The sequence below is a fragment of the Streptomyces sp. NPDC037273 genome (genome assembly GCF_055603625.1).
Window position 1 is genome coordinate 152,375 of the sequence record NZ_JBVJVO010000017.1, and the last position, 23,555, is coordinate 175,929.

General features: G+C 71.8%; 21 protein-coding genes and 1 tRNA gene. 9 read left to right on the forward strand and 13 right to left on the reverse strand.

The window, feature by feature from the left end; genetic code table 11:
- Positions 1-139: 139 nt before the first annotated feature.
- A complete protein-coding gene (hppD, locus tag ACZ7G1_RS33360) occupies positions 140-1,285 on the reverse strand; it encodes a 4-hydroxyphenylpyruvate dioxygenase (RefSeq protein WP_470876582.1) in 1,146 nt (381 codons plus the stop codon).
- Positions 1,286-1,406: 121 nt separating this feature from the next.
- Between hppD and ACZ7G1_RS33365 the strand changes: the two genes are divergently transcribed.
- The 4 genes from ACZ7G1_RS33365 to ACZ7G1_RS33380 all read left to right on the forward strand — a co-directional run bounded on the left by ACZ7G1_RS33365 (position 1,407) and on the right by ACZ7G1_RS33380 (position 4,401).
- Positions 1,407-1,883 (forward strand): Lrp/AsnC family transcriptional regulator, encoded by a 477-nt coding sequence (locus ACZ7G1_RS33365; protein WP_470876583.1) that lies wholly within the window; start codon positions 1,407-1,409, stop codon positions 1,881-1,883.
- Between the two features lie 92 nt (positions 1,884-1,975).
- The gene (locus ACZ7G1_RS33370) at positions 1,976-2,557 is read left to right on the forward strand and encodes an ArsR/SmtB family transcription factor (protein WP_470876585.1); all 582 of its coding nucleotides are present in this window, start codon (positions 1,976-1,978) and stop codon (positions 2,555-2,557) included.
- A 17-nt stretch (positions 2,558-2,574) separates the two neighbouring features.
- Positions 2,575-2,793 (forward strand): hypothetical protein, encoded by a 219-nt coding sequence (locus ACZ7G1_RS33375; RefSeq protein WP_470876587.1) that lies wholly within the window; start codon positions 2,575-2,577, stop codon positions 2,791-2,793.
- 234 nt (positions 2,794-3,027) lie between these two features.
- The gene (locus ACZ7G1_RS33380; RefSeq protein ID WP_470876589.1) at positions 3,028-4,401 is read left to right on the forward strand and encodes an MFS transporter; all 1,374 of its coding nucleotides are present in this window, start codon (positions 3,028-3,030) and stop codon (positions 4,399-4,401) included.
- Here the strand turns inward: ACZ7G1_RS33380 and ACZ7G1_RS33385 are convergent.
- The 6 genes from ACZ7G1_RS33385 to ACZ7G1_RS33410 form a co-directional block, all read right to left on the reverse strand.
- Positions 4,334-5,116, reverse strand: coding sequence for a S16 family serine protease (locus ACZ7G1_RS33385; RefSeq protein ID WP_470876591.1), 783 nt, complete (start codon positions 5,114-5,116; stop codon positions 4,334-4,336). The two genes, ACZ7G1_RS33380 and ACZ7G1_RS33385, sit on opposite strands and share 68 nt — an antisense overlap.
- A gap of 73 nt (positions 5,117-5,189) precedes the next feature.
- Positions 5,190-5,831 carry an IclR family transcriptional regulator gene (locus ACZ7G1_RS33390; protein WP_017237054.1) on the reverse strand — a complete coding sequence of 214 codons (642 nt, stop codon included), beginning with the start codon at positions 5,829-5,831 and terminating at the stop codon, positions 5,190-5,192.
- A gap of 408 nt (positions 5,832-6,239) precedes the next feature.
- A complete protein-coding gene (locus ACZ7G1_RS33395) occupies positions 6,240-8,036 on the reverse strand; it encodes a DEAD/DEAH box helicase (protein ID WP_470876708.1) in 1,797 nt (598 codons plus the stop codon).
- A 134-nt stretch (positions 8,037-8,170) separates the two neighbouring features.
- Complete coding sequence (locus tag ACZ7G1_RS33400) at positions 8,171-8,542, reverse strand: type II toxin-antitoxin system death-on-curing family toxin (RefSeq protein ID WP_470876593.1); 372 nt, start codon at positions 8,540-8,542, stop codon at positions 8,171-8,173.
- Entirely contained in the window at positions 8,539-8,736 is a 198-nt protein-coding gene (locus ACZ7G1_RS33405) for an Arc family DNA-binding protein (RefSeq protein ID WP_470876595.1), read from the reverse strand. Before ACZ7G1_RS33405 ends, ACZ7G1_RS33400 begins: the two co-directional genes overlap by 4 nt.
- Before the next feature lie 33 nt (positions 8,737-8,769).
- Positions 8,770-10,266 (reverse strand): MFS transporter, encoded by a 1,497-nt coding sequence (locus ACZ7G1_RS33410; RefSeq protein WP_470876597.1) that lies wholly within the window; start codon positions 10,264-10,266, stop codon positions 8,770-8,772.
- Positions 10,267-10,447: 181 nt separating this feature from the next.
- Here ACZ7G1_RS33410 and ACZ7G1_RS33415 point away from each other — a divergent pair.
- Together ACZ7G1_RS33415 and ACZ7G1_RS33420 are read left to right on the forward strand one after the other, a co-directional pair.
- Positions 10,448-10,519, forward strand: a tRNA-Cys gene (locus ACZ7G1_RS33415).
- 107 nt (positions 10,520-10,626) lie between these two features.
- Positions 10,627-11,010, forward strand: a complete 384-nt coding sequence (locus ACZ7G1_RS33420) for a hypothetical protein (RefSeq protein WP_470876598.1) — start codon at positions 10,627-10,629, stop codon at positions 11,008-11,010.
- 18 nt (positions 11,011-11,028) lie between these two features.
- Here the strand turns inward: ACZ7G1_RS33420 and ACZ7G1_RS33425 are convergent, their stop codons facing one another.
- Genes ACZ7G1_RS33425 through ACZ7G1_RS33435 form a run of 3 tightly spaced genes read right to left on the reverse strand, consistent with a single transcriptional unit; the run spans position 11,029 to position 14,527 of the window.
- Positions 11,029-11,697 (reverse strand): hypothetical protein, encoded by a 669-nt coding sequence (locus ACZ7G1_RS33425; RefSeq protein ID WP_470876600.1) that lies wholly within the window; start codon positions 11,695-11,697, stop codon positions 11,029-11,031.
- A 47-nt stretch (positions 11,698-11,744) separates the two neighbouring features.
- Positions 11,745-14,084, reverse strand: coding sequence for a hypothetical protein (locus tag ACZ7G1_RS33430; RefSeq protein ID WP_470876602.1), 2,340 nt, complete (start codon positions 14,082-14,084; stop codon positions 11,745-11,747).
- Between the two features lie 14 nt (positions 14,085-14,098).
- Positions 14,099-14,527, reverse strand: coding sequence for a hypothetical protein (locus tag ACZ7G1_RS33435; RefSeq protein ID WP_470876604.1), 429 nt, complete (start codon positions 14,525-14,527; stop codon positions 14,099-14,101).
- A 342-nt stretch (positions 14,528-14,869) separates the two neighbouring features.
- Between ACZ7G1_RS33435 and ACZ7G1_RS33440 the strand changes: the two genes are divergently transcribed.
- Genes ACZ7G1_RS33440 through ACZ7G1_RS33450 form a run of 3 tightly spaced genes read left to right on the forward strand, consistent with a single transcriptional unit; the run spans position 14,870 to position 20,162 of the window.
- Entirely contained in the window at positions 14,870-15,778 is a 909-nt protein-coding gene (locus tag ACZ7G1_RS33440) for a protein kinase family protein (protein WP_470876606.1), read from the forward strand.
- 47 nt (positions 15,779-15,825) lie between these two features.
- Entirely contained in the window at positions 15,826-18,000 is a 2,175-nt protein-coding gene (locus ACZ7G1_RS33445) for a protein kinase domain-containing protein (protein WP_470876608.1), read from the forward strand.
- Between the two features lie 50 nt (positions 18,001-18,050).
- Complete coding sequence (locus tag ACZ7G1_RS33450) at positions 18,051-20,162, forward strand: serine/threonine-protein kinase (protein ID WP_470876610.1); 2,112 nt, start codon at positions 18,051-18,053, stop codon at positions 20,160-20,162.
- A gap of 19 nt (positions 20,163-20,181) precedes the next feature.
- Here ACZ7G1_RS33450 and mycP read toward each other — a convergent pair whose 3' ends face one another.
- From mycP to ACZ7G1_RS33465, 3 genes are read right to left on the reverse strand one after another with little or no spacing between them, the layout of a single operon-like run.
- A complete protein-coding gene (mycP, locus tag ACZ7G1_RS33455; RefSeq protein WP_470876612.1) occupies positions 20,182-21,414 on the reverse strand; it encodes a type VII secretion-associated serine protease mycosin in 1,233 nt (410 codons plus the stop codon).
- 17 nt (positions 21,415-21,431) lie between these two features.
- Positions 21,432-22,967 (reverse strand): WXG100 family type VII secretion target, encoded by a 1,536-nt coding sequence (locus tag ACZ7G1_RS33460; protein ID WP_470876614.1) that lies wholly within the window; start codon positions 22,965-22,967, stop codon positions 21,432-21,434.
- A gap of 45 nt (positions 22,968-23,012) precedes the next feature.
- Positions 23,013-23,510, reverse strand: coding sequence for a hypothetical protein (locus ACZ7G1_RS33465; RefSeq protein WP_470876616.1), 498 nt, complete (start codon positions 23,508-23,510; stop codon positions 23,013-23,015).
- Between the last annotated feature and the right edge of the window lie 45 nt (positions 23,511-23,555).

A 23,555-nucleotide genomic window follows, 5' to 3' on the forward strand; every position in this document is an offset into this window, starting at 1 on the left:
GTGGGGGCCCCTTCTGGGAATGCCGTCCGTGGGGCTCCCTCCCCTCGCCCGTTCCCTCCCCCCCCCCCCCTGGGCGGCCGGACCCCCGGGTGTTGGGGTCCGGGGCATGCCCCGGACCCCCATGTGTCACGGCCGACCGTCAGAGGTTGCCGCGCTTCTCCTGCTCGCGCTCGATCGCCTCGAACAGAGCCTTGAAGTTGCCCTTGCCGAAGCCCATGGAGCCGTGGCGCTCGATCATCTCGAAGAAGACGGTCGGACGGTCCTGGACCGGCTTGGTGAAGATCTGCAGCAGGTAGCCGTCCTCGTCGCGGTCGACGAGGATCTTCAGCTCGCGCAGGGTCTCGACGGGCACGCGCGTCTCGCCGGCCCACTCGCCGAGGGTGTCGTAGTACGAGTCGGGGGTGTCGAGGAAGGAGACACCCGCGGCGCGCATCGCGCGGACGGTGGCCACGATGTCGTTGGTGGCGAGGGCGATGTGCTGGACGCCGGCGCCGCCGTAGAACTCGAGGTACTCGTCGATCTGCGACTTCTTCTTCGCGATCGCCGGCTCGTTGATCGGGAACTTCACCTTGAGGGTGCCGTCCGCGACGACCTTCGACATGAGGGCGGAGTACTCGGTGGCGATGTCGTCGCCCACGAACTCCTTCATGTTGGTGAAGCCCATGACCTTGTTGTAGAAGCCGACCCAGTCGTTCATCTTGCCGAGCTCGACGTTGCCGACGCAGTGGTCGATGGCCTGGAAGGTGCGCTTGGCCGGCGGCTCGACGATCGGGTTCGCGGAGACGAAGCCCGGGAGGTACGGGCCGTCGTAGCCGGAGCGCTCGACGAGGGTGTGGCGGGTCTTGCCGTAGGTGGCGATGGCGGCGAGGACGACGGTGCCGTTCTCGTCCTTCAGCTCGTACGGCTCGGTGATGCCGGTCGCGCCGTGCTCGACCGCGTAGGCGTACGCGGCCCGCGCGTCCGGCACCTCGATCGCCAGGTCGACGACGCCGTCGCCGTGCTCGGCGACGTGGTCCGCGAGGAAGCGGCCCCAGTCGGTGGAGACCTTGATGACGGAGGTGAACACGAAGCGGGCGGCGCCGTTGGTGAGGACGTAACTGGCGGTCTCGCGGCTGCCGTTCTCCGGTCCGGAGTAGGCGACCAGCTTCATGCCGAAGGCCGTGGAGTAGTAGTGCGCGGCCTGCTTGGCGTTGCCGACGGCGAAGACGACCGCGTCCATTCCCTTGACCGGGAAGGGATCGGCCTTGCGCGCGGTGGAAGGGGTGTGATCGATGGTCTCAGTCATGGCAGCAATGTCCCGCCGTTCGGCAAGGTGCGCAAGAGTTCGCTGATCTGCTGGTCAAGTTGTACAGCGATCGACGAGTATGGCGGTGCGACTTGTACATCCTGACCACGAGGAGACCGCTGTGGCGATCGATCATTTGGACGGCCGGCTGATCGCGCTTCTCGCGCGCGAGCCGCGCATCGGCGTCCTGGAGGCGTCCCGCCGCCTCGGCGTGGCCCGCGGCACGGTGCAGGCCCGCCTCGACCGCCTCCAGGACAGCGGCGTGATCCGCGGCTTCGGCCCCCAGGTGGACCCGGCGGCGCTCGGCTACCCGGTGACCGCCTTCGCCACCCTGGAGATCAAGCAGGGTCAGGGCGCCGACGTCCGGGGCCACCTCGCGACCGTCCCCGAGGTGCTCGAACTCCACACCACGACCGGCCACGGCGACATGCTCTGCCGCCTCGTCGCCCGCTCCAACGCCGACCTCCAGCGGGTCATCGACCGCGTCGTCGGCTTCGAGGGCATCGTCCGCGCCTCCACGGCGATCGTCATGGAGAACCCCGTACCGCTGCGGATCATCCCGCTGGTGGAGCAGGCGGCGGGGGACGAACCGCTGTAGCCGGAGCTGCCGCCCCCCTACGACCAGACTTCCAAAGGACCAGTTGCAAAGAACCCCTTGCAACTGGTCCTTTGCAACTCTACGCTGAAGCCATGTCCGAGCCCGAAGAATCCCTGAGCCGTCAGCTGGACCCGCGCTCCCTGCGCGGGCTCGCCCACCCCCTCCGCATCCAGCTGCTGCGCGCCCTGCGCCGCCACGGCCCCGCCACCGCCTCCCAACTGGCCGAGAGGCTGGGCGAGTCCAGCGGCGCCACCAGCTACCACCTCCGCCAGCTCGCGGCCCACGGCTTCGTCGAGGACGACCCGACCATGGGCAAGGGACGCGAGCGCTGGTGGAAGGCCGGCCAGCAGGGCACGCGGGTCGACGCCTCGCTCTACGAGAACCCGGACCCGGAGGTCCGCGGCGCCCTCGACATCTACGTCCACGAGATCGCGACCATCCACACGCAGGAGCTGAGCACCTACCTCGGCACCCGGCACGACTGGGACCAGAGCTGGCTGGGCGCCTCCGACATGAGCGACTTCACCCTGCGGCTGCCCCCCGAGAAGCTCCAGGAACTCGACGAGAAGCTGCACGCCCTCATCGAGTCGTACCGGGACATCGACGAGGCCGCCGCACCCGGCGCCGAGCGCGTCCGCATCCACTTCCACGCCTTCCCCCAGCGCGAGAACTGACGGAAAGGAACCACGGCATGCACGCCGACATCCACCTCACGCTCCACCACCTGCACGCCGCCGAACTCCACCACGAGGCCGCCACCACCGCCCCGCGGCCCGCCACGCCCGCGCTCCGCGTCCAGCTCGGCTGGAAGCTCGTCGAGTTCGGCCTGAAGCTCGCCACCCCGCGCACCACCGTCACCCTCGCCGCGCCCCAGCCGCCCACCGCCGACCACTTCACGACGGCCGCCTGACCGGGGCGGCACCACACGCCGACCCACGCGCCGCACCACACGCCGACCCACGCGCCGCACCGACACCGATCCACAGGCCGCACCGCACGCCGCGCCGTACGCCGACCCACACACCGGCCCACAGGCCGCGCAGTACACCGGCCCACAGGCCGCGCCGTACGCCGATCCGCACGCCGGCCCACAGGCCGCACCGCACGCCGATCCGCACGCCGATCCACACCGGGGGGAACAACCGTGCACCCGCGCACACCGCTGGCGGCCGTCCTGGCCGCCAACGCCATCTCGATCAGCGGCAATTCGCTCACCCTCATCGCGGTCCCATGGTTCGCCCTGGAGACCACCGGCAGCCCCGGCAAGGCGGGCCTCGTCGCCTTCTGCGCCGCGCTGCCGGTCATCGCCTCCACGATCGTCGGAGGCCCCTTCATCGACCGGATCGGCCGGCGCCGGGTCTCCGTCGCCTCCGACCTCGTCTGCGCCCTCGCGCTCGCCGCCATCCCGCTGCTCAACCACACCGGGCTGCTCCGGTTCTGGATGCTGTGCGCCCTGATGGCCCTCACCGGCTTCTTCCACGCCCCCGGCGAGACCGCGCGCAACGTCCTGACACCCGACCTGGCCGAGCGGGCCGGCATGCCGCTCTCCCGCGCCACCAGCTTCTACGACGCCGTCTCCCGCGGCGCCCGCATGACCGGCGCCGCCGTCGCGGGCCTCCTCGTCGCCCTCATCGGCGCCGACACCGTCCTGTACGTCGACGCCGCCACGTTCCTCGTCTCCGCCGCCCTCGCCTTCCTCGGCCTGCGCGGCGTCACCTCCGCCGAACCGGCCCGCGGCGCGCCACCGCTGTCCCTCGCGGTGTACCGCGCGGACCTCCGCGAGGGCTACGGCTTCCTGCTCCGCACCCCGCTGATCCTCGGCGTCAACCTCATGGTGATGGTCACCAACGGCCTGGCCCAGAGCTGGATCACGGTCCTGCTCCCGGTGCACGCCCGCGAGGAGCTCGGCGGCTCGGCCGCGATCGGCCTGCTCGTCGCCGTCTTCGGCGGCTGCGCCCTCACCGGCGCCCTGCTCTACGCGGCGATCGGCCACCGCTTCCCCCGCCGCCCGGTCGTCGCCGTCGGCTTCCTGCTCGCCGGAGCACCCGTGTACGTGACGGCGGCCCTCACCGACACCGTCACGCCCCTGCTCGTCGCGATGGCCCTCGGCGGACTCGGCGCCGGCGTCCTCAACCCCATCCTCGGCGCCGTCTTCTACGAGACCGTCCCCGAGGAACTCCGCAGCCGCGTCGGCAGCGCCAGCACCGCCAGCGTCCTGCTGACCACCCCGCTCGGCGGCGTCGCCGCCGGCTTCCTGGTCGAGCGCACCGACATCACCACCGCGCTGCTCACCGTCGGCGGGCTCTACTTCCTCGCCGCCCTCTGCCCGATCGTCATGCCCTCCTGGCGCGGCATGGACGCGCCACGCCCCCGGCGGGACCCCGCCGGGCCCAAAAGCCAGGGCGGAACGGGCGGCAAGGGCGCAGGGGACGGCCGGGGCGGCCCGGGGGTCAGCAGGCCGGAACCTGCTTCTCCTGCCCCTGCTCCAGAGCCCGGAGCGACGCCACCGCGTCGCTGAGCGCGGTCACGGGCACGAGCCGCATCCCGGCGGGCAGCTCGGCCTGGGCGTCCGAGCACTCGGCCTTCGGCACGAGGAACACGGTGGCCCCGTCCCGCGCGGCGGCCTGCGTCTTCAGCGAGACGCCGCCGACCGCGCCGACGGTCCCGTCCGCCTCGATCGTGCCCGTACCGGCGACCGACCGGCCGCCGGTGAGGTCCCCGCCGTCCCCGTCGCCGTCGAGCTTGTCGACGATCCCGAGGGAGAACAGCAGCCCGGCGCTCGGCCCGCCGATGTCCGCGAGGTGCAGGGTCACCTTCACCTGCTTCGGGTCCAGCTTCAGATAGCCGAGCGCGGCCAGGGCCGCCGCGTCCTGCGACTCCTTCATCTGGCCGAGATTGTGCTTCTCGATCTCCGCGTCGGACTTCCCCGACGGGTAGACGGAGTCGCGCGGCAGCACCGCCCGGTCCGTCCTGAACCAGGCGTCGGCGACATCGCCGAGGTCGACGTCCGTCGACGGACCGGTCGCCACGATGGTCGTCATCCGCAGCTGACCCTTGGTCGGCCGCGTCTCCGCCCCGGAGATCGTGATGATCTCCCGGCCCTGGTCCTTCCCCAGCACGTCGACCGTCGTCCCCGGCTGCGCGATCGCGTACGGCAGCGGCGCGAGCCCCACCACGGCGAACAGCGCGGCGACGGGCAGCGCGCACAGCGCGAGAACACGAGAACGAGACATCCTGGCAAGCACGCCCCCAATCTACTGGCCCCCGGCCCGGAACCGGGCGGGGGGCGCGGAGGCGGGCCAGGACTCAGCGCAGGGCGTCGGCCACTTCGCGGGCGGCGTCGACGACCCGGGGGCCGACGCGCTCGGGGACGGCGTCGGCGAGCATGACGACGCCGACGCTGCCTTCGACGCCGGTGACGCCGACCAGCGGGGCGGCGGCACCGCTGGCGCCGGCTTCGAGTTCCCCGTGGGTGAGGGTGAAGCCCGGCTCGATGAGGGAGCCCTGGCGCGCGGCGAGGATGGCGCGGCCGGCGGCGCCCCGGTCGAGGGGGTGACGGAAGCCGGCCCGGTAGGCGACGTGGTAGTCGGTCCAGGTCGGTTCGACGACCGCGACGGCGAGCGCCTCGGCCCCGTCGACGAGCGTGAGGTGGGCGGTGGCCCCTATGTCCTCGGCGAGCGAGCGCAGCGCGGGCAGCGCGGCCTCGCGCACCAGGGGATGCACCTGGCGGCCGAGCCGCAGCACGCCGAGGCCGACGCGGGCGCGCCCGCCGAGGTCGCGGCGGACGAGGGCGTGCTGCTCCAGCGTGGCCAGCAGACGGTAGACGACGGTCCGGTTGACGCCGAGTTTGTTGGACAACTCGGTGACCGTCAGGCCGTGGTCGGTGTCGGCGAGCAGTTTGAGGACTCTGAGTCCCCGGTCGAGCGTCTGGGAGGTCTCCGCGGTCACGACGCCCTCTCCTTCGGAGTGAGTGGCGACGGCTCTCACGGGATTACGACGCCGGTCCCGCGGCGACGCACGTCAGAGGCCGCCGGCAGGAAGGGGTACACCGGCTGCGCTCCGCGGCGGCGCTGCCACGGGGCGATTGCTTTTGAGCCGGGACAGTAGCGACCCGCTCCGCTGAGCGGAAGACCTCGTCCAGAATCCGGGCGTCGACGACCGTATAGAGACGGTTCGGGACCTTCGTCGGTCGGACTGGGGACTTTGGCGGACAAGATCGCCTTTGTCGTGCCCGTAGCGTGGAAGCCGCCGGGGGCCGACCGTGGGGGCCGGTCTCCGGAACAGGTCCCCGTCCCCGCGGGATGACCGAGGCCCGTACGCACGCCGGCGTACGGGCCTCATTCCGTCTACGGGGTCTCACCGCATGCGGGTGGCCCACTCCTGGACCTTCTTGATCCGTTCGCGGATCTGTCCCGCGGTGGCCTCGGCACTCGGCGGGCCGCCGCAGACCCGGCGGAGCTCGGTGTGGATCACGCCGTGCGGCTTGCCGGTCTGATGGACGTACGCGCCGACCATCGTGTTGAGCTGCTTGCGCAGTTCGAGCAGTTCCTTGTGGGAAACGACGGGACGGCGTTCCGCCGGAAGCTCCAGGAGGTCCGCCTCGGAGTCCGGCTTCTTGCGGCTGTGCGCGATCTGCCGGGCCTGGCGCTTCTGGAGGAGCAGCTGCACCTGGTCGGGTTCGAGGAGGCCCGGGATGCCGAGGTAGTCCTGCTCCTCGGCGCTGCCGGGATGGGCCTGCATGCCGAACTCGGCGCTGTTGTAGAGCACCCGGTCGAAGACGGCGTCGGACTCCAGCGCCTCGAACGGCAGCATGTCCTGCTCGCCGGTGTCCTCGTCCTGCTGGCGTTCGGCCTCCGCCATCTCCTTCTCGGACTCCGCGTACGGGTCCTCGTCCTCGCCCGCCTTCTTGGGCTTGTCGAGGACGTGGTCGCGCTCGACCTCCATCTCGTTGGCGAAACCGAGGAGGCTGGGGATCGTGGGAAGGAACACGGACGCCGTCTCGCCGCGCCTGCGCGAACGCACGAAGCGCCCGACGGCCTGCGCGAAGAACAGCGGGGTCGAGATGGTCGTCGCGTACACGCCGACGGAGAGCCGCGGGACGTCGACGCCCTCGGACACCATGCGGACGGCGACCATCCACCGGTCGGTGCTCTCGCTGAACTCGTCGATGCGGTTCGAGGCGCCGGTGTCGTCGGAGAGGACGACCGTCGCCTTCGTACCGGTGATCTCGCGGATCAGCTTCGCGTACGAGCGGGCCGAGTCCTGGTCGGAGGCGATGACGAGCCCGCCGGCGTCCGGAATCGACTTCCGGACCTCGGTGAGCCGCTGGTCGGCGGCGCGCAGCACGTTCGGCATCCAGTCGCCCTTGGCGTCGAGCGCCGTGCGCCAGGCCTGCGAGACGGCGTCCTTGGTCATCGGCTCGCCGAGCCGGGCGGCGATCTCGTCGCCCGCCTTGGTGCGCCAGCGCATGTTGCCGCTGTACGAGAGGAAGATGACCGGCCGGACGACGCCGTCGCCGAGCGCGTTGCCGTAGCCGTACGTGTAGTCCGCCGAGGACCTGCGGATGCCGTCGTTGCCCTCCTCGTACGTGACGAAGGGGATCGGGTTGGTGTCCGACCGGAAGGGCGTACCGGTCAGCGCGAGGCGGCGGGTGGCGGGCTCGAAGGCCTCCAGGCAGGCCTCGCCCCACGACTTGGAGTCACCGGCGTGGTGGATCTCGTCGAGGATGACGAGGGTCTTGCGCTGCTCGGAGCGGTTGCGGTGCAGCATCGGGCGGACGCCGACACCGGCGTACGTGATGGCGACCCCGTCGTACTCCTTGCTGAGCGGCCCCGCGCTGTAGTCGGGATCCAGCTTGATCCCTATCCGCGCCGCGGCCGCCGCCCACTGCTTCTTCAGATGCTCGGTGGGCGCGACGACCGTGACCTGCTGCACCACATGGTGGTGCAGCAGCCACGACGCCAACGTCAGCGCGAAGGTCGTCTTCCCCGCGCCGGGCGTGGCGACCGCGAGGAAGTCGCGGGGCTGCTCCTGGATGTACTTCTCCATCGCCCCCTGCTGCCAGGCACGCAGCTTTCCGGCGGTACCCCACGGGGCCCGTCCGGGGAAGGCGGGAGAAAGGTGATGGGAGGAGGCGGTGGTAGTAGTCACGATCTCCGGGGTTCGACGCTCGTCACGGATGACATTCCAGATATGACAACCGGGCCACCTTACCGGCGCGGCCCCGGCGAACGGAGCCGGACGAGGCCGTGACCTCGCCCGGTGCGGCGGGTCTCACACTCGTCCGGTCAGCGGGCGAACCTCGGCAGCCGGGCCGCGATCTTGGGTACGTCGAGCGCCCCCTGGCAGACGTCCAGGACGAAGGCCTCGGCCTCGTCGACGTCGAAGGCGGGGTCCAGCGGATGCCCGTTGACGTGCAGGAACACCCAGGTCGCGTACCAGGCGATGCGCTTGTTCCCGTCGACGAGACCGTGGTTGCGGGCGAGCGACTCCATCAGCGCCGCCGCCTTCTCCCAGACGTCGGGATACGCGTCCTGACCGAACACGCTCGACTGCGGGCGCGCCAGGGCGGAATCCAGCAGACCGTAGTCACGGACCTCACTCGCCCCGAGACGCTCCGCGAGGTTCAGGAGCTGCGGGAGCGTGAGGAAGTGTGTCACGCAAGCCTCCGGTTGAGCTCCGCACTGGCCTTCAGGACGTGCTCGGCCGCCTCCTCGAACAGACGGGAGTGCTCGTCCACCGCCCTCATCACCGCGTCGTGCGCGAAGGACTGCATGCTGCGGCCCTCCGCCTCGGCGCGCTCGCGGAGCGCGTCCAGCTCTTCCTCGGTGAACCTCACGTTGAGACCGGCCATGTACCAGATGGTACCGCTAGGTACCACGCGGTGTCACAGGCTTTGCGGCGCCGCCTTCGCCGCCCCCAGCCGCGTCGCCACCCAAGCCCCCGCCGCCGCCACGACGGCCATGGGGAGGAAGACGGCGGCGAAGGCGGCCGGGTGGGAGCCGGTGGTGGAGGTGGTGTGGACGGCGTGGCCGACCGCGCCGCCGCCGAGGGCGGCGAAGGCGGCGCCGCCGGCGGCGAGGAGGAGGACGTTGGAGAGGCCGTCGGAGATCTGGAGGGCGGCGGAGTTGGCGCCGACCTCCTCGGGCGCGGAGAGCTTCATGAGGATCACGCTCGTGGAGGCGATCACCGCCCCCATGCCGAGGCAGCCGAAGGCCCAGACGACCGCGAGCAGCCACACCGGCACCGCCGCGAACAGCACGCTCGGCGCCGCGGCGATCGAGAGCGCCACGAGGACCATGCCGAGGACGACCAGGCGCTCCCGGTACGGCTCCGTCCACGGCCGCGACTGGATCCAGGAGCCGAGCGCCCAGGTGAGGCCGCCCGCCGCCAGGGAGAACCCGGCGAGCGTGGGGCTCAGGCCGCGCTGGGTGACCAGCATCAGCGGGACGAACGACTCGGCCGCGATGAACGACCCGGCGGCGATGCCCCGCAGCAGGACGACGGACGGCAGCCCGCGGGCCGCCCGCCAGGTGCCGCGCGGCAGCAGCCCCCGTACGGCCGGCACGAGCAGCGCGGCACCGGCGGCCGCCGGGAGGAGCGACAGCCAGCGCAGCTCCTGTCCCGCGTACTGCAGGAGCCCCGCCCCGGCCGAGATGCCCAGGGCCAGCAGGATCCGCCGCCGGTCCCAGGGACTGACGGGTGCCTGCGGGTCGGCGGGGCCGGAGGCCGTACGGCGTATCGCGGGCAGGGCGAGGGCCAGCGGGAAGACGACCAGGACGGGTATGCCGAGGAAGACCCACCGCCATCCCAGGTGCTCGGTCACCGTGCCCGCCGCCAGCGGCCCCACGACCGAGGGAACGACCCACGAGGCGGCGAACGCCGCCATGATCGCGGGCCTCAGGTGCTCGTCGTAGGCCCTGCCGACCACCACGTACAGCGCGACGATCACCAGCCCGCCGCCGAGCCCCTGCACCGCACGCCCGAGGATGAACACCCACATCGACCCGGCCGCCCCCGACAGCGCGAGCCCCGCCACGAAGGCGCTCATCCCCGCCGTCAGCGGCCCCAGCGGCCCGCTCCGGTCCGACCACTGCCCGGCCAGGACCATGGCGAACAGGCTCGTCGTGAAGTACGCCGAGAACGCGAACGCGTACACCGACACGCCGTCCAGCTCCCTGGCCGCCACCGGCATCGCGGTCCCCACCGCCGTCGCCTCGAACGCGATCAGCAGCACCACCGACACGATCCCGATGCTCAGCGCCCGGTGCGCCACGTCGAGCACGGTCCCCTCGGCCCCACCCCCGTCGGCGACACGGCTCCGTGGAGCTCTTCCGGGGGCTTCGGCGTCGGCTTCCGCCTCGCGGGGTTCAAGGGCGCTCATCCCCCCAGAGTAAGAGGTGAAGCCCGCCATGGCCCCTGTCAGGAGTCCCGGCCCTCCTCAGCCCTTCGACGTACGACCACGAACGCGATGTTGCGGCCGTATGGCAGTCATGTGGCACCGTGCCGTCACCCCTTGAGCCCCGTCCGCCCCGCCCCCTAACGTCGTACTCGTTGCACCACACGACCGTGTGCCCGAGTGGTTGAGGGGCTCGCCTGCAAAGCGAGTTACGTCGGTTCGATTCCGATCACGGTCTCTGATCAAGATCTCCGCGCAAGCCCCCGGACGGCCGCCGGACAACCGTCAAACGATCTTCCTTACGGAACCTTCACATCCGCCTGCCCGCTGTGCCACAGTCCCCCCATGGACGATCAAGGCAGACGCAAGCTGGGCATCCTCGCGGGTGTGGCCATAGCCGGAGGTCTGCTCCCCGGCATCACCCTCGGCACCGAGACCATGGACGTGGTCCTGTCCCTCCTCGCCGCCACCCTCGTGCTGGTCGTCCTCACCCAGGTCGTCTACATCGGCCCCTCGGCCCGCGTCCCCCTCCCCGCCCTCCTCGCCTTCGGCCTCGCCGGCTTCGTCCAGGACGCCCTCATCTGGTGGCTCCTCTCCTGGCTCGGCCCCAAGGTCTCCGAACTCCACCTCGACGGCCTCCCCACCATCCTCCTCGCCGCCCTCATCACCCGCTCCACCCTCCTCCTCCTCTCCCAACTGTCCCCGGCCACCGAAACGGCCGAGGACTGAGACGGACGGGATCACCGGCTACGGCTCGCCGCGCCACTTCTTGGTGGTGAACACCGGCTTCTCGGGGAGCCCGGCGTTGTTCTCGCACTCCAGCTTCTTCACGACCGCGAGGGTGACGGAGTGGAGGACGGTCAGGTACGCCTCGCGGGTCGCGGGGGTGTTCTCCGGGTAGGAGCCCTTGACCGGCTTGTCGAAGGTAAGCGAGGCGCCGATGGGGGCCGGCCGCTTGTCCGAGCCCTTCAGGCGGGGGCTCGTGCACTGGACGAAGAGGTGGGCCATTTTGTTGTCCGTGCTGGTCTCGCGGCCCATCGTGTAGAGGTAGCGGCCCTGGTCCCACCACTTCGCGGTGCCGTCGTCGTACAGGGCGTCGCTGTCGTGCAGCCAGACGTCGATGTCGAGCCCGCTCTTCGGGGAGGCTTCGGTGGCGATCTCGCACGTCGCGGGGTGGCCCGGCGGCCTTCCCTCCCGCGCCTGGTCAGCGACCAGCGCGTCCACCGTCCGGCCGAGGCCGATGCCGGCCTCGGTGTACTTCTCCGTGCCGAGGACCGAAGCGACGGCCTGGACCGCCGCGGGCGACAGCGTCCCGTCGCACTTCTGCGCGGGCGGCGACGCCTCGTCCTCGCCGCTTCCGCAAGCGGTGAGGAGAAGCGCGGCGGCGAGCACGGTCGATACGGACGCTTTTCTCATCGGGATTCCTCGGCAGTTCGGTGGCGGGGCGGGGCGGCGCGGCGGGGTCAGCCGGTCTCGGGGGCGTTGCCGATCTGGTTCGCGTGGTCGTTGCCCTTCGCGTAACCGCCGTCCACGGACTCGATCATGTCCTGCTTGAAGTCGCTGCTCACTTGACCACTGTGCATGGCGAGGAAGCGTTCCATCGGCGACTCGGCGCTGTACCGGCCGGCCGTGTAGATCGCCGCGTTGTCCTCGTGGATCTTGTCCTCGGTCTTGTCCTTGTGGTCGTCGACCGACTTGTCCGACCAGTCGCCGATGACCTGCCCGGCGAGCTGCTCCATGACCCCCGACCCGGTGTCGACGGCGAGCGGTACGAGGACGGCGGCCGCGCCGACGGCGGCGGTGGCGGGCAGGAAGGCGACGCCGGCCGCGATGCCGACGGTGGCGCCGAGTTCCACCCAGCCGGCCTTGGCGGCCTGCGCCTTCTCGTACTCCTCGTGCTTCTTCATGCCCTCGGCCTCGACCTGGTTGGCACGCGACTCGTCGAGGATTCCCTGGAGGGTGGCGCCCGTATAGACGGTGGAGCGGGCCTTGCCCTCGTCGATCTTGCCGTCCGGGCCGACCTGCGCTTCCAGGACGCTGGTGGTGTAGAGCCGCTCGGCGGTCGAGACCGAGGCGTACGCGTCCGGGTGCTGCCCGAGGGTGCTGAGGAACTTCGCCGCGTCCTCGCGCTCGAGCTTCAGGTGGGCCTCAGGATCCTTCGTCGGCGCGAAGGGACTGCCGGAGTCGTTCTTGGCCAGCGCCCAGTTGAGGTCGTCGACGTACCCGGCGCCCATGTGGCCGAGGCTGTCCGCGAGCGGCGACTGCCACTTCTTCAGGAGCTCGGCGTCGCCGCCGTACTTGGAGATCACGTCCGTCATGATCTGGGCGGTGGTCTCGTCCCGCTTGAGCTCCGGCTTCGGGTCGTCCCAGGCGTGGCCGAGCGTCGCCGCCTCCAGGGCGTGGCCGAGCGCGTCGGGCATGTAGTCCGCGGACTTCTTGGCGGCGTCCGGGTCGTGGCCGTCGATGTCGGGGAAGAGGTCGTACTTCTCGTTGGCGAAGAAGTCGAGGTAGTTCCCGATCTTCTGGCCGTCCTTGTCCTTGCCGAGGTCCAGCGTGCCGCCGACGGTGCCGTCCTCCTTGTACGAGGTCAGCGGGTCCTTCGAGAAGAACTCCTTCGACGCCTCCGGGCTGTGGCCCAGGGCCTCCAGCATCGAGATCATGGGGTCGAAGCCGGAGCCGTTGACGCCGGAGGGGTTGTACTGGTTCTGGAGGCCGCCGGCGATCATCGGCTTGCTGTTGGCGAAGAGGTAGGGGTCCTTCGCGTGGAGCTGGGTGACGTGTTCGGCGATGGGGACGAGGAACTTCTTGTCGTAGTCGCCGTAGCGCATGATGCCGCCGAGGAGCTGGTAGCCGAAGGCGGGGTTGTTGTCGTACTTGGCGAGGGGGATGCGTTCGGTGCCGAGCTTGCGCATGTCGGCGGACCACTTCTCGGTCCAGGCGTCGCCGCCCTGCGTGGCGGTCGCGAGGTTGAGGCCGAGGTTCTTCTGGAGGTCCTGGACGTCGGCGAGGCGCTGCTTGTCGACCTTGGTGTAGTCGTACGTGTCGGTGGACAGCTGGCCGAAGAACTCGAGCGCGCCCTTGGGGCCCATGCCGTCGTAGAAACCGCGCGAGAACTCCTTGGAGCCGCTGTTGTCCTTGAGCAGCTCGTTGAGGCGCATCAGCTCCTCGTGGCTGATGTCGCGGCCCTTCTTCGCGAGGTCGACGGCGCGCTGCGCCTCCTCGGCGTCGAGGCTGGTGTACTTCGGGCCGCTGAAGTTGTGGGTGTCGCCGGTGATGTTGGCCTTGAGGGCGTTGGAGCAGGCCACGTCGGCGTCGTCGCAGGTCTCGACGATCGCCTCGATGCGGCGCTGCATCGCCTCGATGTCGGCGCGCTCCTTGCGGACCATGTCCTGGAAGTCGGGGTCGTGCCGCATCCCCTGGTCCTTCGTCTGGGACAGCGGCTCGACGGCCACGACCGTGCCGTCGGTGTTCACCTTGAAGCCCTTGCCGGGGGCCTCGGTCTCGACGATCTGCTTCAGGTCGTCCTTGGCCTTCTTGAAGGCGTTGTAGCCGTCCTCAAGGACCTTGTGGATGCCGTCGGCGGCCTTGGCCGCGTCGGCGAACTCCTTCGCGGTCTTGTCCACGAAGGGCTTGGTGACCTCGGCGTTCACCCCGCGCCAGTAGTCGTCCCTGGCCTTCGCGGCCATCGTGGACTGCGCGTCCTGGGAGAGGGTGTCGAGCTTGCCCTTCATCGCGGCCCAGTCGTCGGCCGAGGCCTTCATCCGGTCCAGCGGGGCGTGGTACACGTTGTCAAAGGTCAGCACAGCAGGTCCCCCGCCTACTTGAGGTACTCGTTGATCTTGGAGGCGGAGAGCGCCGCCGCGATGTCCGCCTCTTCCTTGGCATGCGAGGCGGCGCTGTAGTCGAGGTGGTTGGAGATGTTGGCGCAGGCGTCGAGCAGCGTGTTCAGCTGCGAGCCCCAGGTCTCCTGGACGGTCGTCAGCGCGGAGCCGGTGAGGAAGCCGTGACCGGACAGGGTCGTGGCCGCCTCCGTGGTGCTCGTACGCGCGTGGTTGCCGTCCTTGACCAGCCGGCCGTGCAGCGCGTACGCGGCGCTGCCGATGGCTCCGAGCTTGTCCTGGTCGACGCTCAGGTCGGCGTTCCCGCCGCCGCCACCACCGGGCTCGGGGGCGACCTGATTGAGCCTCATGCTCACGTTGGCCGTGGACGTGGTCCGTACGGACGCCCACTCATCTTCGAACGACATGCTGCCCCCGCTGCTCCGTGACCTTCACCCCGGACGCCTTCGCTCCGGCTTCGCCCCAGCAAGTTCCGCGCCCTGGGAAACATCGCGATCGTAGTCCCCGGACGCCCGTTCGAGCACTCCTCGCCGGGAAATGCTCACACGTCACGGATTCCGGCGCCGCGCACCCGCCCGCTTCACCTTCGCAACTCGGACAGCCGGGGCTTTCTCGACACCGGACGAACGGACCAGGACGAAGGACCGGTTGCCCGGTACGGCTCCCGGACACGGCACCACACCCCCGCCTCGGTAGGCTCGACCCGCCCCCGTCGTCACGGGGCGCCGGAACGACGGGGGGACGCACACGTGGAACAGGCACGCGCACGGGAGGAATCGGCGCGCCTGATCGGCCCGTACCGGCTGATCACCCGCCTCGACCCGCCCGGTTCGGCCGTCCCCTGCCGCCGCTTCGTCGCCCGTACGCGGGACGGCGGGCGTACGGTCCTGCTGAGCGCCCCGCTGCCGGGCGCCGACCCGGCCCGCTTCGCGACGGAGGCCGCCGAGGCCCGCCGCCTGCTCGGCGCCTGGACGGCCCCCGTGACGGACGTCGCCGCGCCCGGCGAGGCCCCCTGGTACGCCACCCCGTACGTCCCCGCCCTCCCCCTGCCCGTCGCCCTCGCCGTCCACGGCGGCCCGCTGCCCGAGGCGACCGTACGGGCCGTGGGCGCCGCCCTCGCCGAGGCGCTCGCCGCCGCGCACGCCCAGGGCCTCACGCACGCCGGGGTCTCCCCCGCCGCCGTACTGCTCACCTCCGACGGACCGCGCCTGAGCTGCTTCGGCGCGGTACGGGCCGCCGGCCCCGACGGCGAACCCCGCACCGGCCTGCCCGGCCTCGACCCCGGCGCCCTCGCCCCCGAGCAGACCTCCGGCGGCCGCCCCCGTCCCCCGGGCGACGTCTTCGCGCTCGGCGCCGTCCTCGCGTACGCCGCCACCGGCCACACCGTGCCCGAACGCGACGAACTCCCGCCCGCCCTGCGCCCGGTGCTCTCCTCCTGCCTCGCCCGCGACCCCGCCGACCGGCCCACGGCCGCCGCCATGAGGGCCGCCCTCGCCCCGCCGACCGCCCACCACACCGTCCTCGACTCGGCCGGCACCCTGCTCACCCCCGGCTGGCTCCCCGGCCGCGTCATCGCCGCCCTCGCCCGCCAGTCCGCCGAACTCCTCGCCGCGGACCTCCCCCCGCTCCCGGAACCGGCCACCGTGCCGCACAGCTGAGAGCACGCCCTCTCCCCCTCCCGATCCCACGGACCCGGACCCCACCCATGCTGTCGCCCCTGACCCACGACGACCCGGCCACCGTCGCCACCTACCGTCTCCTCGCCCGCCTGGGCTCCGGCGGCATGGGCACGGTGTACCTGGCGCGCACCCCCGGCGGCCGTACGGTCGCCCTGAAGACCGTGCACGCCCGGCTCGCGACCGACCCCGCCTTCCGGGCGCGCTTCCGGCTCGAGACGGACGCGGCGCGGATCATCGGGGCGCGCCACGGCGCCGCGGTCGTGGACGCGGACCCGCAGGCGGAGACCCCGTGGCTGGCCACCGAGTACGTCCTCGGCCCGCCGCTCGACGACGCCGTGGCGCTCGGCGGTCCGCTGCCCGAGCCGACGGTCCGCGCACTGGGGGCGGGACTGGCGGGCGCGCTGGCGCAGCTGCACTCGTCGGACGTCGTGCACCGCGACCTGAAGCCCTCGAACGTGCTCGTCACCGCGTACGGCCCGAAGATCATCGACTTCGGCATCGCCCGCGCCGCCGGCGACGACCACCTGACGCGTACCGGAGCGGCCGCCGGCACCCCCGCCTTCATGTCCCCCGAACAGGCCGGCGGCCAGGAACATCCGCCCGCCGGCGACGTGTTCGCGCTCGCCGGCGTCCTCGTCTTCGCCGCCACCGGCCACGGCCCCTTCGGTACGGGTTCCCCCGCCGACCTCCTCTACCGCGTCCGTTACGCCGACCCCGACCTCACCGGCGTCCCCGCCTCCCTCCTCCCGCTCCTCACCGCCTGCCTCTCCAAGGACCCGGCCGCCCGCCCCACCACCGCCGTCCTCTCCGCCCACCTCCACGACGGCCACGGCGACTTCGCCGACCACCTCCCCCCACTCCTCCTCTCCGACATCGCCCGCCGCGCCACCGACGTCTGGCTCCACACCCCCCACCGCCTCCCCTCCCCCTCCTCCACCACCCCCACCCTCCCCACCACCTCCCTCTCCCGCCGCCGCCTCCTCTCCACCACCACCGCCACCCTCCTCGGCCTCACCGCCGCCACCACCGCCCTCTGGACCTGGCTCACCCCCGACGACGACACCCCCACCACCGGCACGGGCGGCGCCCCCACGGGGCCTACGGCGATCCCGGCTACCACGGCTTCGGACGGGGCTCCGAAGGCGCTGTGGCAAGGGACGTCACTGGACCGCGAGGAGAGCGTCATGCCGCTGCTCGCAGGCGGCGTCGTGGGGTTCGCGGAGACGGTCTCGTTCCGAGTGCTGGACCCGCGAAGCGGGGCGGAGTTGTGGCACGACGCGATGGTGATGGACGCCAAGCAGGTCACCACGGACGGCACGAACTTCTACACGTCCACCGACCCCGTCGACGGGACGTCGGCCCTGCTGATCCGTTCGCTCGCCTCCCGCACCGGCAAGGAGTCGGCCCCGACCATCACCCTCAAGGGCTTCGAGGGCTCCTCCTTCGGCACGGAGCTCCTCACCGCGGGGGGAGGCGTGCTCTACGCCGCCTCGCGGCTCGGCAAGAGCACGGACACCTTGGAGGAACGCGAGAAGGGCTGGCACCTCATCGCCGTGGACCTGCGCAGCGGCAAGGTGGTGTGGCGGCAGCCGTACGCCTGGGGCAACGTCCGCCCCTGGCTTTCCCGGATCGTCGGCGACCGGCTCGTGCTCGGCAAGAACAGCGACGACCTGGCGTCCTTCGACCTCCAGGCGAGGGACCTGCGCACCGGCCGCCGACTGTGGCGGAAGAGCCTCCCGCTCAAGGACTCCCAGCTCTTCAGGCCCGGCCAGCTCATCACCGACGACCGGCACGTCTACCTCGGCGGCGACCGTCTGCGGGCGCTTCGCCTCAGCGACGGCGGGGTCGCCTGGGAATACGGCGACGGCTCCGCCTACGGAATCCCCGCGGTCTCCGGCGGGCTCGTCCACGCGAACGAGGCCGGCCGCGGACTCGTGGCCGTCACCGCGGACAGGGGTGCCAAGCGGTGGGTGGAGGAGGCTTCGAGCCGCAGCCTGACCGCAGAACTCGCCAGGGTCCCGGTGGTCGGGACCAAGTACGTGTACGCGCCCGTCCGGGGCGGTCTGAGCGCGGTGGACCGCACGACCCACCGCTCCGCCTGGGTCTTCCCCGCGGAGGCGAGCCGATACGTCGTCGACACCTCGGGGACCCGGATCATCGGGGCGGGAGCGTCGTCCGTCGTGGCCTTCCCCCTCGCCTGAGCGACACCCCACCGCCCGTCCCGATCCGCCCCGCACCGGAAAGCAGCCTCGTGACCACTCAGCCCCTCGCCACCGGCGACCCGCTCCGGCTCGGCCCGTACCGCCTGCTCGGCGTCCTCGGCGAGGGCGGCATGGGCAAGGTGTACGTCGGCAGGGACGGCTCCGGAGCACCCGCCGCCGTCAAGGTGCTGCGCCCCGAACTCGCCCACGACCAGCACCTCGCGCAACGCTTCGTCCGCGAGGCCGACATGGCGCGGGCCGTCACGAGCAAGGGCGTGGCGCGGGTCCTCGGCGCACAGACGGAGGGCGGACGGCCGTGGATCGCCGCCGAGTTCCTCGCCGGCCCGACGCTCGACGAGGCCGTGCGCGCGTACGGGCCGATGGACGTGCCGACGGTCCGCGCCCTCGCCGCCCAGCTGGCCCGCACCCTGCACGACATCCACGTGGCGGGCCTGGTGCACCGCGACCTCAAGCCCGCGAACATCGTGCTCACCTCGACCGGCCCCCGGATCATCGACTTCGGCATCGCGCGCCCCGAGCACGGCCTGACCCTCACCACCACGGGCCAGATCCCCGTCACCCCCGGCTACGGCGCCCCCGAGCAGGTCCTCGGGCAGCGCGTCGGCCCGGCCTCGGACGTCTTCTCGCTCGGCGCGGTCCTCGCGTACGCGGCGAGCGGCCGCCGCACCTTCGACGGCGGGCACGTGGCAGCCGTCCAGTACGAGGTCGTGCACGGTACCCCGGACCTGAGCCAGGTGCCCCCCGAGCTCCAGGACCTCATCGGCCCCTGCCTGGCCAAGGACCCGGCACTCCGCCCCGCTCCCCCGCACATCGCCCAGGCCTTCGCCCCTCCCAAGGGTGCCGACCGCGCCTGGCGCAAGGGCCCCCTCGCCGACGACATCAAGCGCCGCGAAACCGCCACCAAGCGCCTCGCCGCCCCCGAGGACACCGTCGCCGCCTCCTCCACCCCGACCCGGCGCCGCTTCCTCACCGGCGCCGCCGCGGGCGTCGCCGTCCTCGGCACCGCCGGCGGGGTCGGTGCCTGGTGGCTGGGCCGGCGGGGGGAGGACTCCCCCACCGCCGGTGTGCCGGCGGCCGTCGCCGCCCCCGAGGCCGCCTTCATCTCGCTGATCGACAGCGCGCCCAACGAAGCCCCGAAGACCCTGTGGGGCCCCATCGACGTCACCGACCCGAGCGGCCATCTCCCGCTGCCCGTAAGGGATGTGCTGATCGTGGCGGCGAAGTCGGGTGGCCTGCTGGCCCTGTCCGTCACCGATGGCAAGGAGCGGTGGCGGGCCAAGGACGTCGACGCGGACTCCGGTTTCGTCTCCGTCGCCGACCGGCTCGTCGTCGGCGCCGACAGGAAGGGCTTCCTGCACGCGTTCGTCGCCTCCACCGGCGCCCCGGTGTGGCAGACGCCCGGTGACGTCTCCGATGTACTCGCCGCCGACGGCACTCACGTCTACCTGGTGACGCGGGGCAACAAGCTGCGCGCCGTCGATGCCTGGACGCTCAGGACCGCCTGGACCCGGCCGATGACCTCCCCTCGTTCGCCGGGCGGGCCCGCGAAGGCGGCGGTGGGCGGCAAGCGGCTCGTGATCCACGGCCGGGACGGAAAGGTCGAGGTCCTCGACACCGCGACGGGCGAGACCGTGTGGAAGGTCGCGGGCCTGGGAACCCGCGGCCAGGCTCCCTCGATCAGCGGCGACACCGTGTACCTCGGCGGCCCCGACCTGGTGGCCAGGCGTCTCGGCGAGGGCAGCTTCCTCTGGAAGGAGGAGACCCGCAACGTGGTCGACCGGACGCTGGGCTGGGGCAGCCCCACCGCCGACGGCGAGACCGTCGTGGCCGTCGACGGCTACGCGGCCTACCGGTACAGCACGGTCGCCGGTACCAACAACGCGAGTACGGAGTGGATGGAGACCCTGGGCGAACTGGGCAGCCAGGCAGGCACCCTGACCGCCCCCGCGGTGGAGGGCGGGACGGTCTGGCTGCCCGAGCCCGACGACAGCGCCGTCCGCGTGGTGGCCAAGGCCACGCGCGCCCCGCTGTTCACCGCGCGTCTGCAGCGCGAGGGCCCCTACCAGCTCGTCGGCGACGCCCACCGCGTGTTCATCGCGCGCGGCGGCAGAATCGCGGCCATGCCGGTCTACGGCGAGTGAACCCTCCGGCGGGGCGGGCTCAGCCCCGCCGCGAACGGAGTACGGGGACGGCGACCGCGGCACCGATCAGCACGGCCGCACCGATCCCGAGGCCGATCCAGAGGCCGGTGTTGCCACCGTCCTCGGAAGGGGCGGCCTGAGGAGCCGGGGCGGGGGCGGGGACGGTCGCCGAGGCCGTCGGGTCCGCGGACGTCAGGTCGGTGGGCGGTGCCGTCACGGTCTCGGCGAGGTCGTCGATGGGCCGCACACCGGCCGGGCCGGGATCACCCGGGGTCTTCAGGGCGCGCAGGGGCCGGACGGCTCCGTAACCGACGTAATCGCTGCGGTTCTCGCCCCCCTTGGGCTTGGCGATGGTGTTGAGCATGACCTTCAGGACCTGGTGGTTGGTCCAGTCGGGGTGCTTCGACCAGATCAGCGCGGCGGCCGCGGATGCGAGGGCGGTGGCGTTACTGGTACCGGAGGAGGTGCAGACGCGACCACCGGCGCAGGCGGCAAGCGTGTCCTTGCCGGGGGCGACGAGGTCGACCTGCGGACCGTGCTGCGACATGGGGAGGCGCATCGCCTTGTTGTCGACGGCGCCGACGCCGACGACACCGGGGGTCGCCCCCGGGTACTCCTTCTGGTTCCTCTTGTCGCCGGTGTTGCCGACGGCGGCGAAGACCAGGGCGCCCTTGTCCAGGGCGTACTTCACGGCGTCCGTGAGCTGTGGGGAGCCCTCCGGGGAACCCTGCGAGATGTTGACGACCTTGGCCCCGGAGTCGACGGCGAACCTGATGGCCGCCGGCATGACCGTGTTGAACTCACGGTTGGCCGCCGCCTGGCTCTTGTCGCCGCCCGCCGATCCCGGCACCCGTACGGCGAGGATCTTGGCCCCGGGAGCGAGGCCGAACGCGCCGTCCCCTCCGTTGGCCTTGCCCGTTCCCGCGATGAGGCCGGCCATGTCCGTGCCGTGTCCGGTGTAGTCGGTGAACTCGTCACCGGCTTCCTCCGTCGCGAAGTCCTTGCCCTTGAGCACCTGGCCCTGAAGATCCGGGCTCTGCCGCTCGACCCCACTGTCGATGACGGCGACGGTGATGCCCTTGCCGGTGCTGAGCTGCCAGATCTCCTCGGCGCCGAAGGCGTCCAGGTGCCACTGCTTGGACCGGATGGTCTCCGCGTGGGCGGGCACGGAAGCGATGCCCACCAGCAGCATCCCCAAGGCGGCCGAGGCGGTGGCTCGGGCACGGCTCCGACGAATACTGCTGGTACGCATCTGCTTCCTCGCGCTGATCAGTCGATGACGGGCGGGGCCACGCGGCGGTTGCCCTGCTGCCAGGTCTCCTCGTCCTCGACCAGGTAGTCGGGACGCTCTCCGTTCTGCTCTTCGCGTTCACGGTCCTGCGGGGTGCCGCCCCGCACGAGGCCGGAGCCTCCCGGCGTGAAGGGGCGGGCGCCGTTGGTGCCACCCGCGGCGCCGGCACGCTGTGCCTTGCCGCCGACGACACCGCCGGTCTCGCCGGCGAGGCGGCGGCCGCCGCTGATGCCGTTCTGGCCGGCCGCGCCGCCCATGGGGCCGCCCATGCCGGGGCCGCCGCCCATGGGGCCGCGGCCCATGCCGGTTCCGTTGCGCCCGCCGGGTTCGTTGCCGATGACGGTGCTGCGGGGGATGCCGGTCGCGGGGCGGCCGTTGGTGTTCGGGACCTGGCGGCCGCCGCTGATGCCCTCACGGGTACCGCCGAGCGGGCCGGGGAGGCCGGGCCTCGGGCCCCCGGGGCCGCCGCCGGTCGCCGGGGTGCGGGGGTAGCCGGTGCCACCGGTGACGGGCGAGGTCGGGCCGAGCGGGCCGGGGCCGCCCTTCGGGGTGAGCGGAGGGATGCCCGTGGTGATGAACGGCGGAGTGCCGGCGTCCGGCTTGGTGAGCGGCGGCGTCGGGCCGGTGGGCTGCGTCGGGCCGGTCGTGGTCGGGTTCTTCGGGAGGGTCTCGACGCTGTCGATGCCCAGGTCGGCGGGAACGTCGGGCCGGACCTCGGGCCTGATCACGTGCACCGGCCCGGTCGGGTCGCCCGTCGGCGGGACCGTGGTGGTGTCGGGCGTGTTCCGGGTGTCCGGCGGGGTGTGCGTGGTCTGCGTCCCCGTGCCCGTGTCCGTGGACCCGGAGTACCGCTCGCCCTGCGAGTAGCCGCTGGAGCGGGAACCGGTGCCGCGGTCGCCCGCCTGCGCCGGCACGAAGTCGCCGGGCGGCGGCGGGAACGTCGGCGGATTGAGGCTCGCCATGTGCAGGCTCGACCACTGGTACGAGCCGGAGAGCTTCTCCATCTCGGCCGCGGCGGCCTGCTGGTTCTCGCGCTCCTTGGCCTCGATGGCCTTGAGGTCCTCGCTCGCGGTCATGGACTTCTGGGCGTTGCGCGCGATGGTCGCCGAGTCGGGGTCGTTGCGGTAGGTCTGGGCGGCCCTCAGGTTCTCCTTGGCCGCCTCGTTGGAGGTGTAGCGGGGAATGGCGCTCTTGGCGGTGGCCATGGCTTCCGCGGCGCTGTTCATCCACTTGGCCGCTTCGGCGCTGTACTCGCCGAGCGAGTGCGTCGAGAGCACGACGCTCTCCGCCCACTCCGTGAACGCCTTCTCGGCGTCGCCCTTCCAGTCCACCCCGCCGGTGCGCTGCTTGAGCTCGGTGGCGATGCTGTGCATCTCCGCGGCTGCCTTCTTCAAGCGCTCGGCAGCGTTGCTGACGGGGTAGATCTCCGCCTCGTCCAGCCAGTCCAGCATCTTCTGGTGGGGCATCGAGCGGAAATCGGTTCCGCCGCCTCCGCCGCCCTCTGCAGGCCTCATCTCTCGCCTCTTCCCCGTGTCCCCGATAAGTCTGTCCGTGCCGCCCTACTTGAAGGGGCTGTCCGTCGTCGTGCCCTGGCTGGTGCCGTGGTTCGCCGGGTCCTGACCGCCCGCGTTCCGGTCCGCGTTCTGGTCCGCCTTCTCCTTGGCTTCCCAGGTGCGGTCATGGATGTTGATCATCTTCTGCTTGATGTCGTCGTCCATCTGCGAGAAACCGTCCTTGGACGCCACCACGGCGATGCCGAGGCCTTCCAGGCAGTCCTGCAGCAGCCCGGAGAGCTCCACCAGCTGCCTGAGGACGTTGTTGTACGCGTCGTAGACACCGCTCGCCTCGGACCAGGCGGCACCGCCGCCGCCGAACTGGCCGCGCACCACCGGGTCCGACTCCATCTTGCCCTTGTCGGCCTCGGATGAAGTGAGCGTCTTGATCAGACCGTCGATGCTCTTCTTGAACTCGGACATCGACTCGGTGTTGTAGCGCACGGCGTCCATGCTCATGCCGCGCATACCGAGCGAGCCGCCCCCGTCCACGTAGGCTTCCATGCCCCGCGCTCCTCCCCCGTGTGAACACCCGTGCCGTTACTGCCA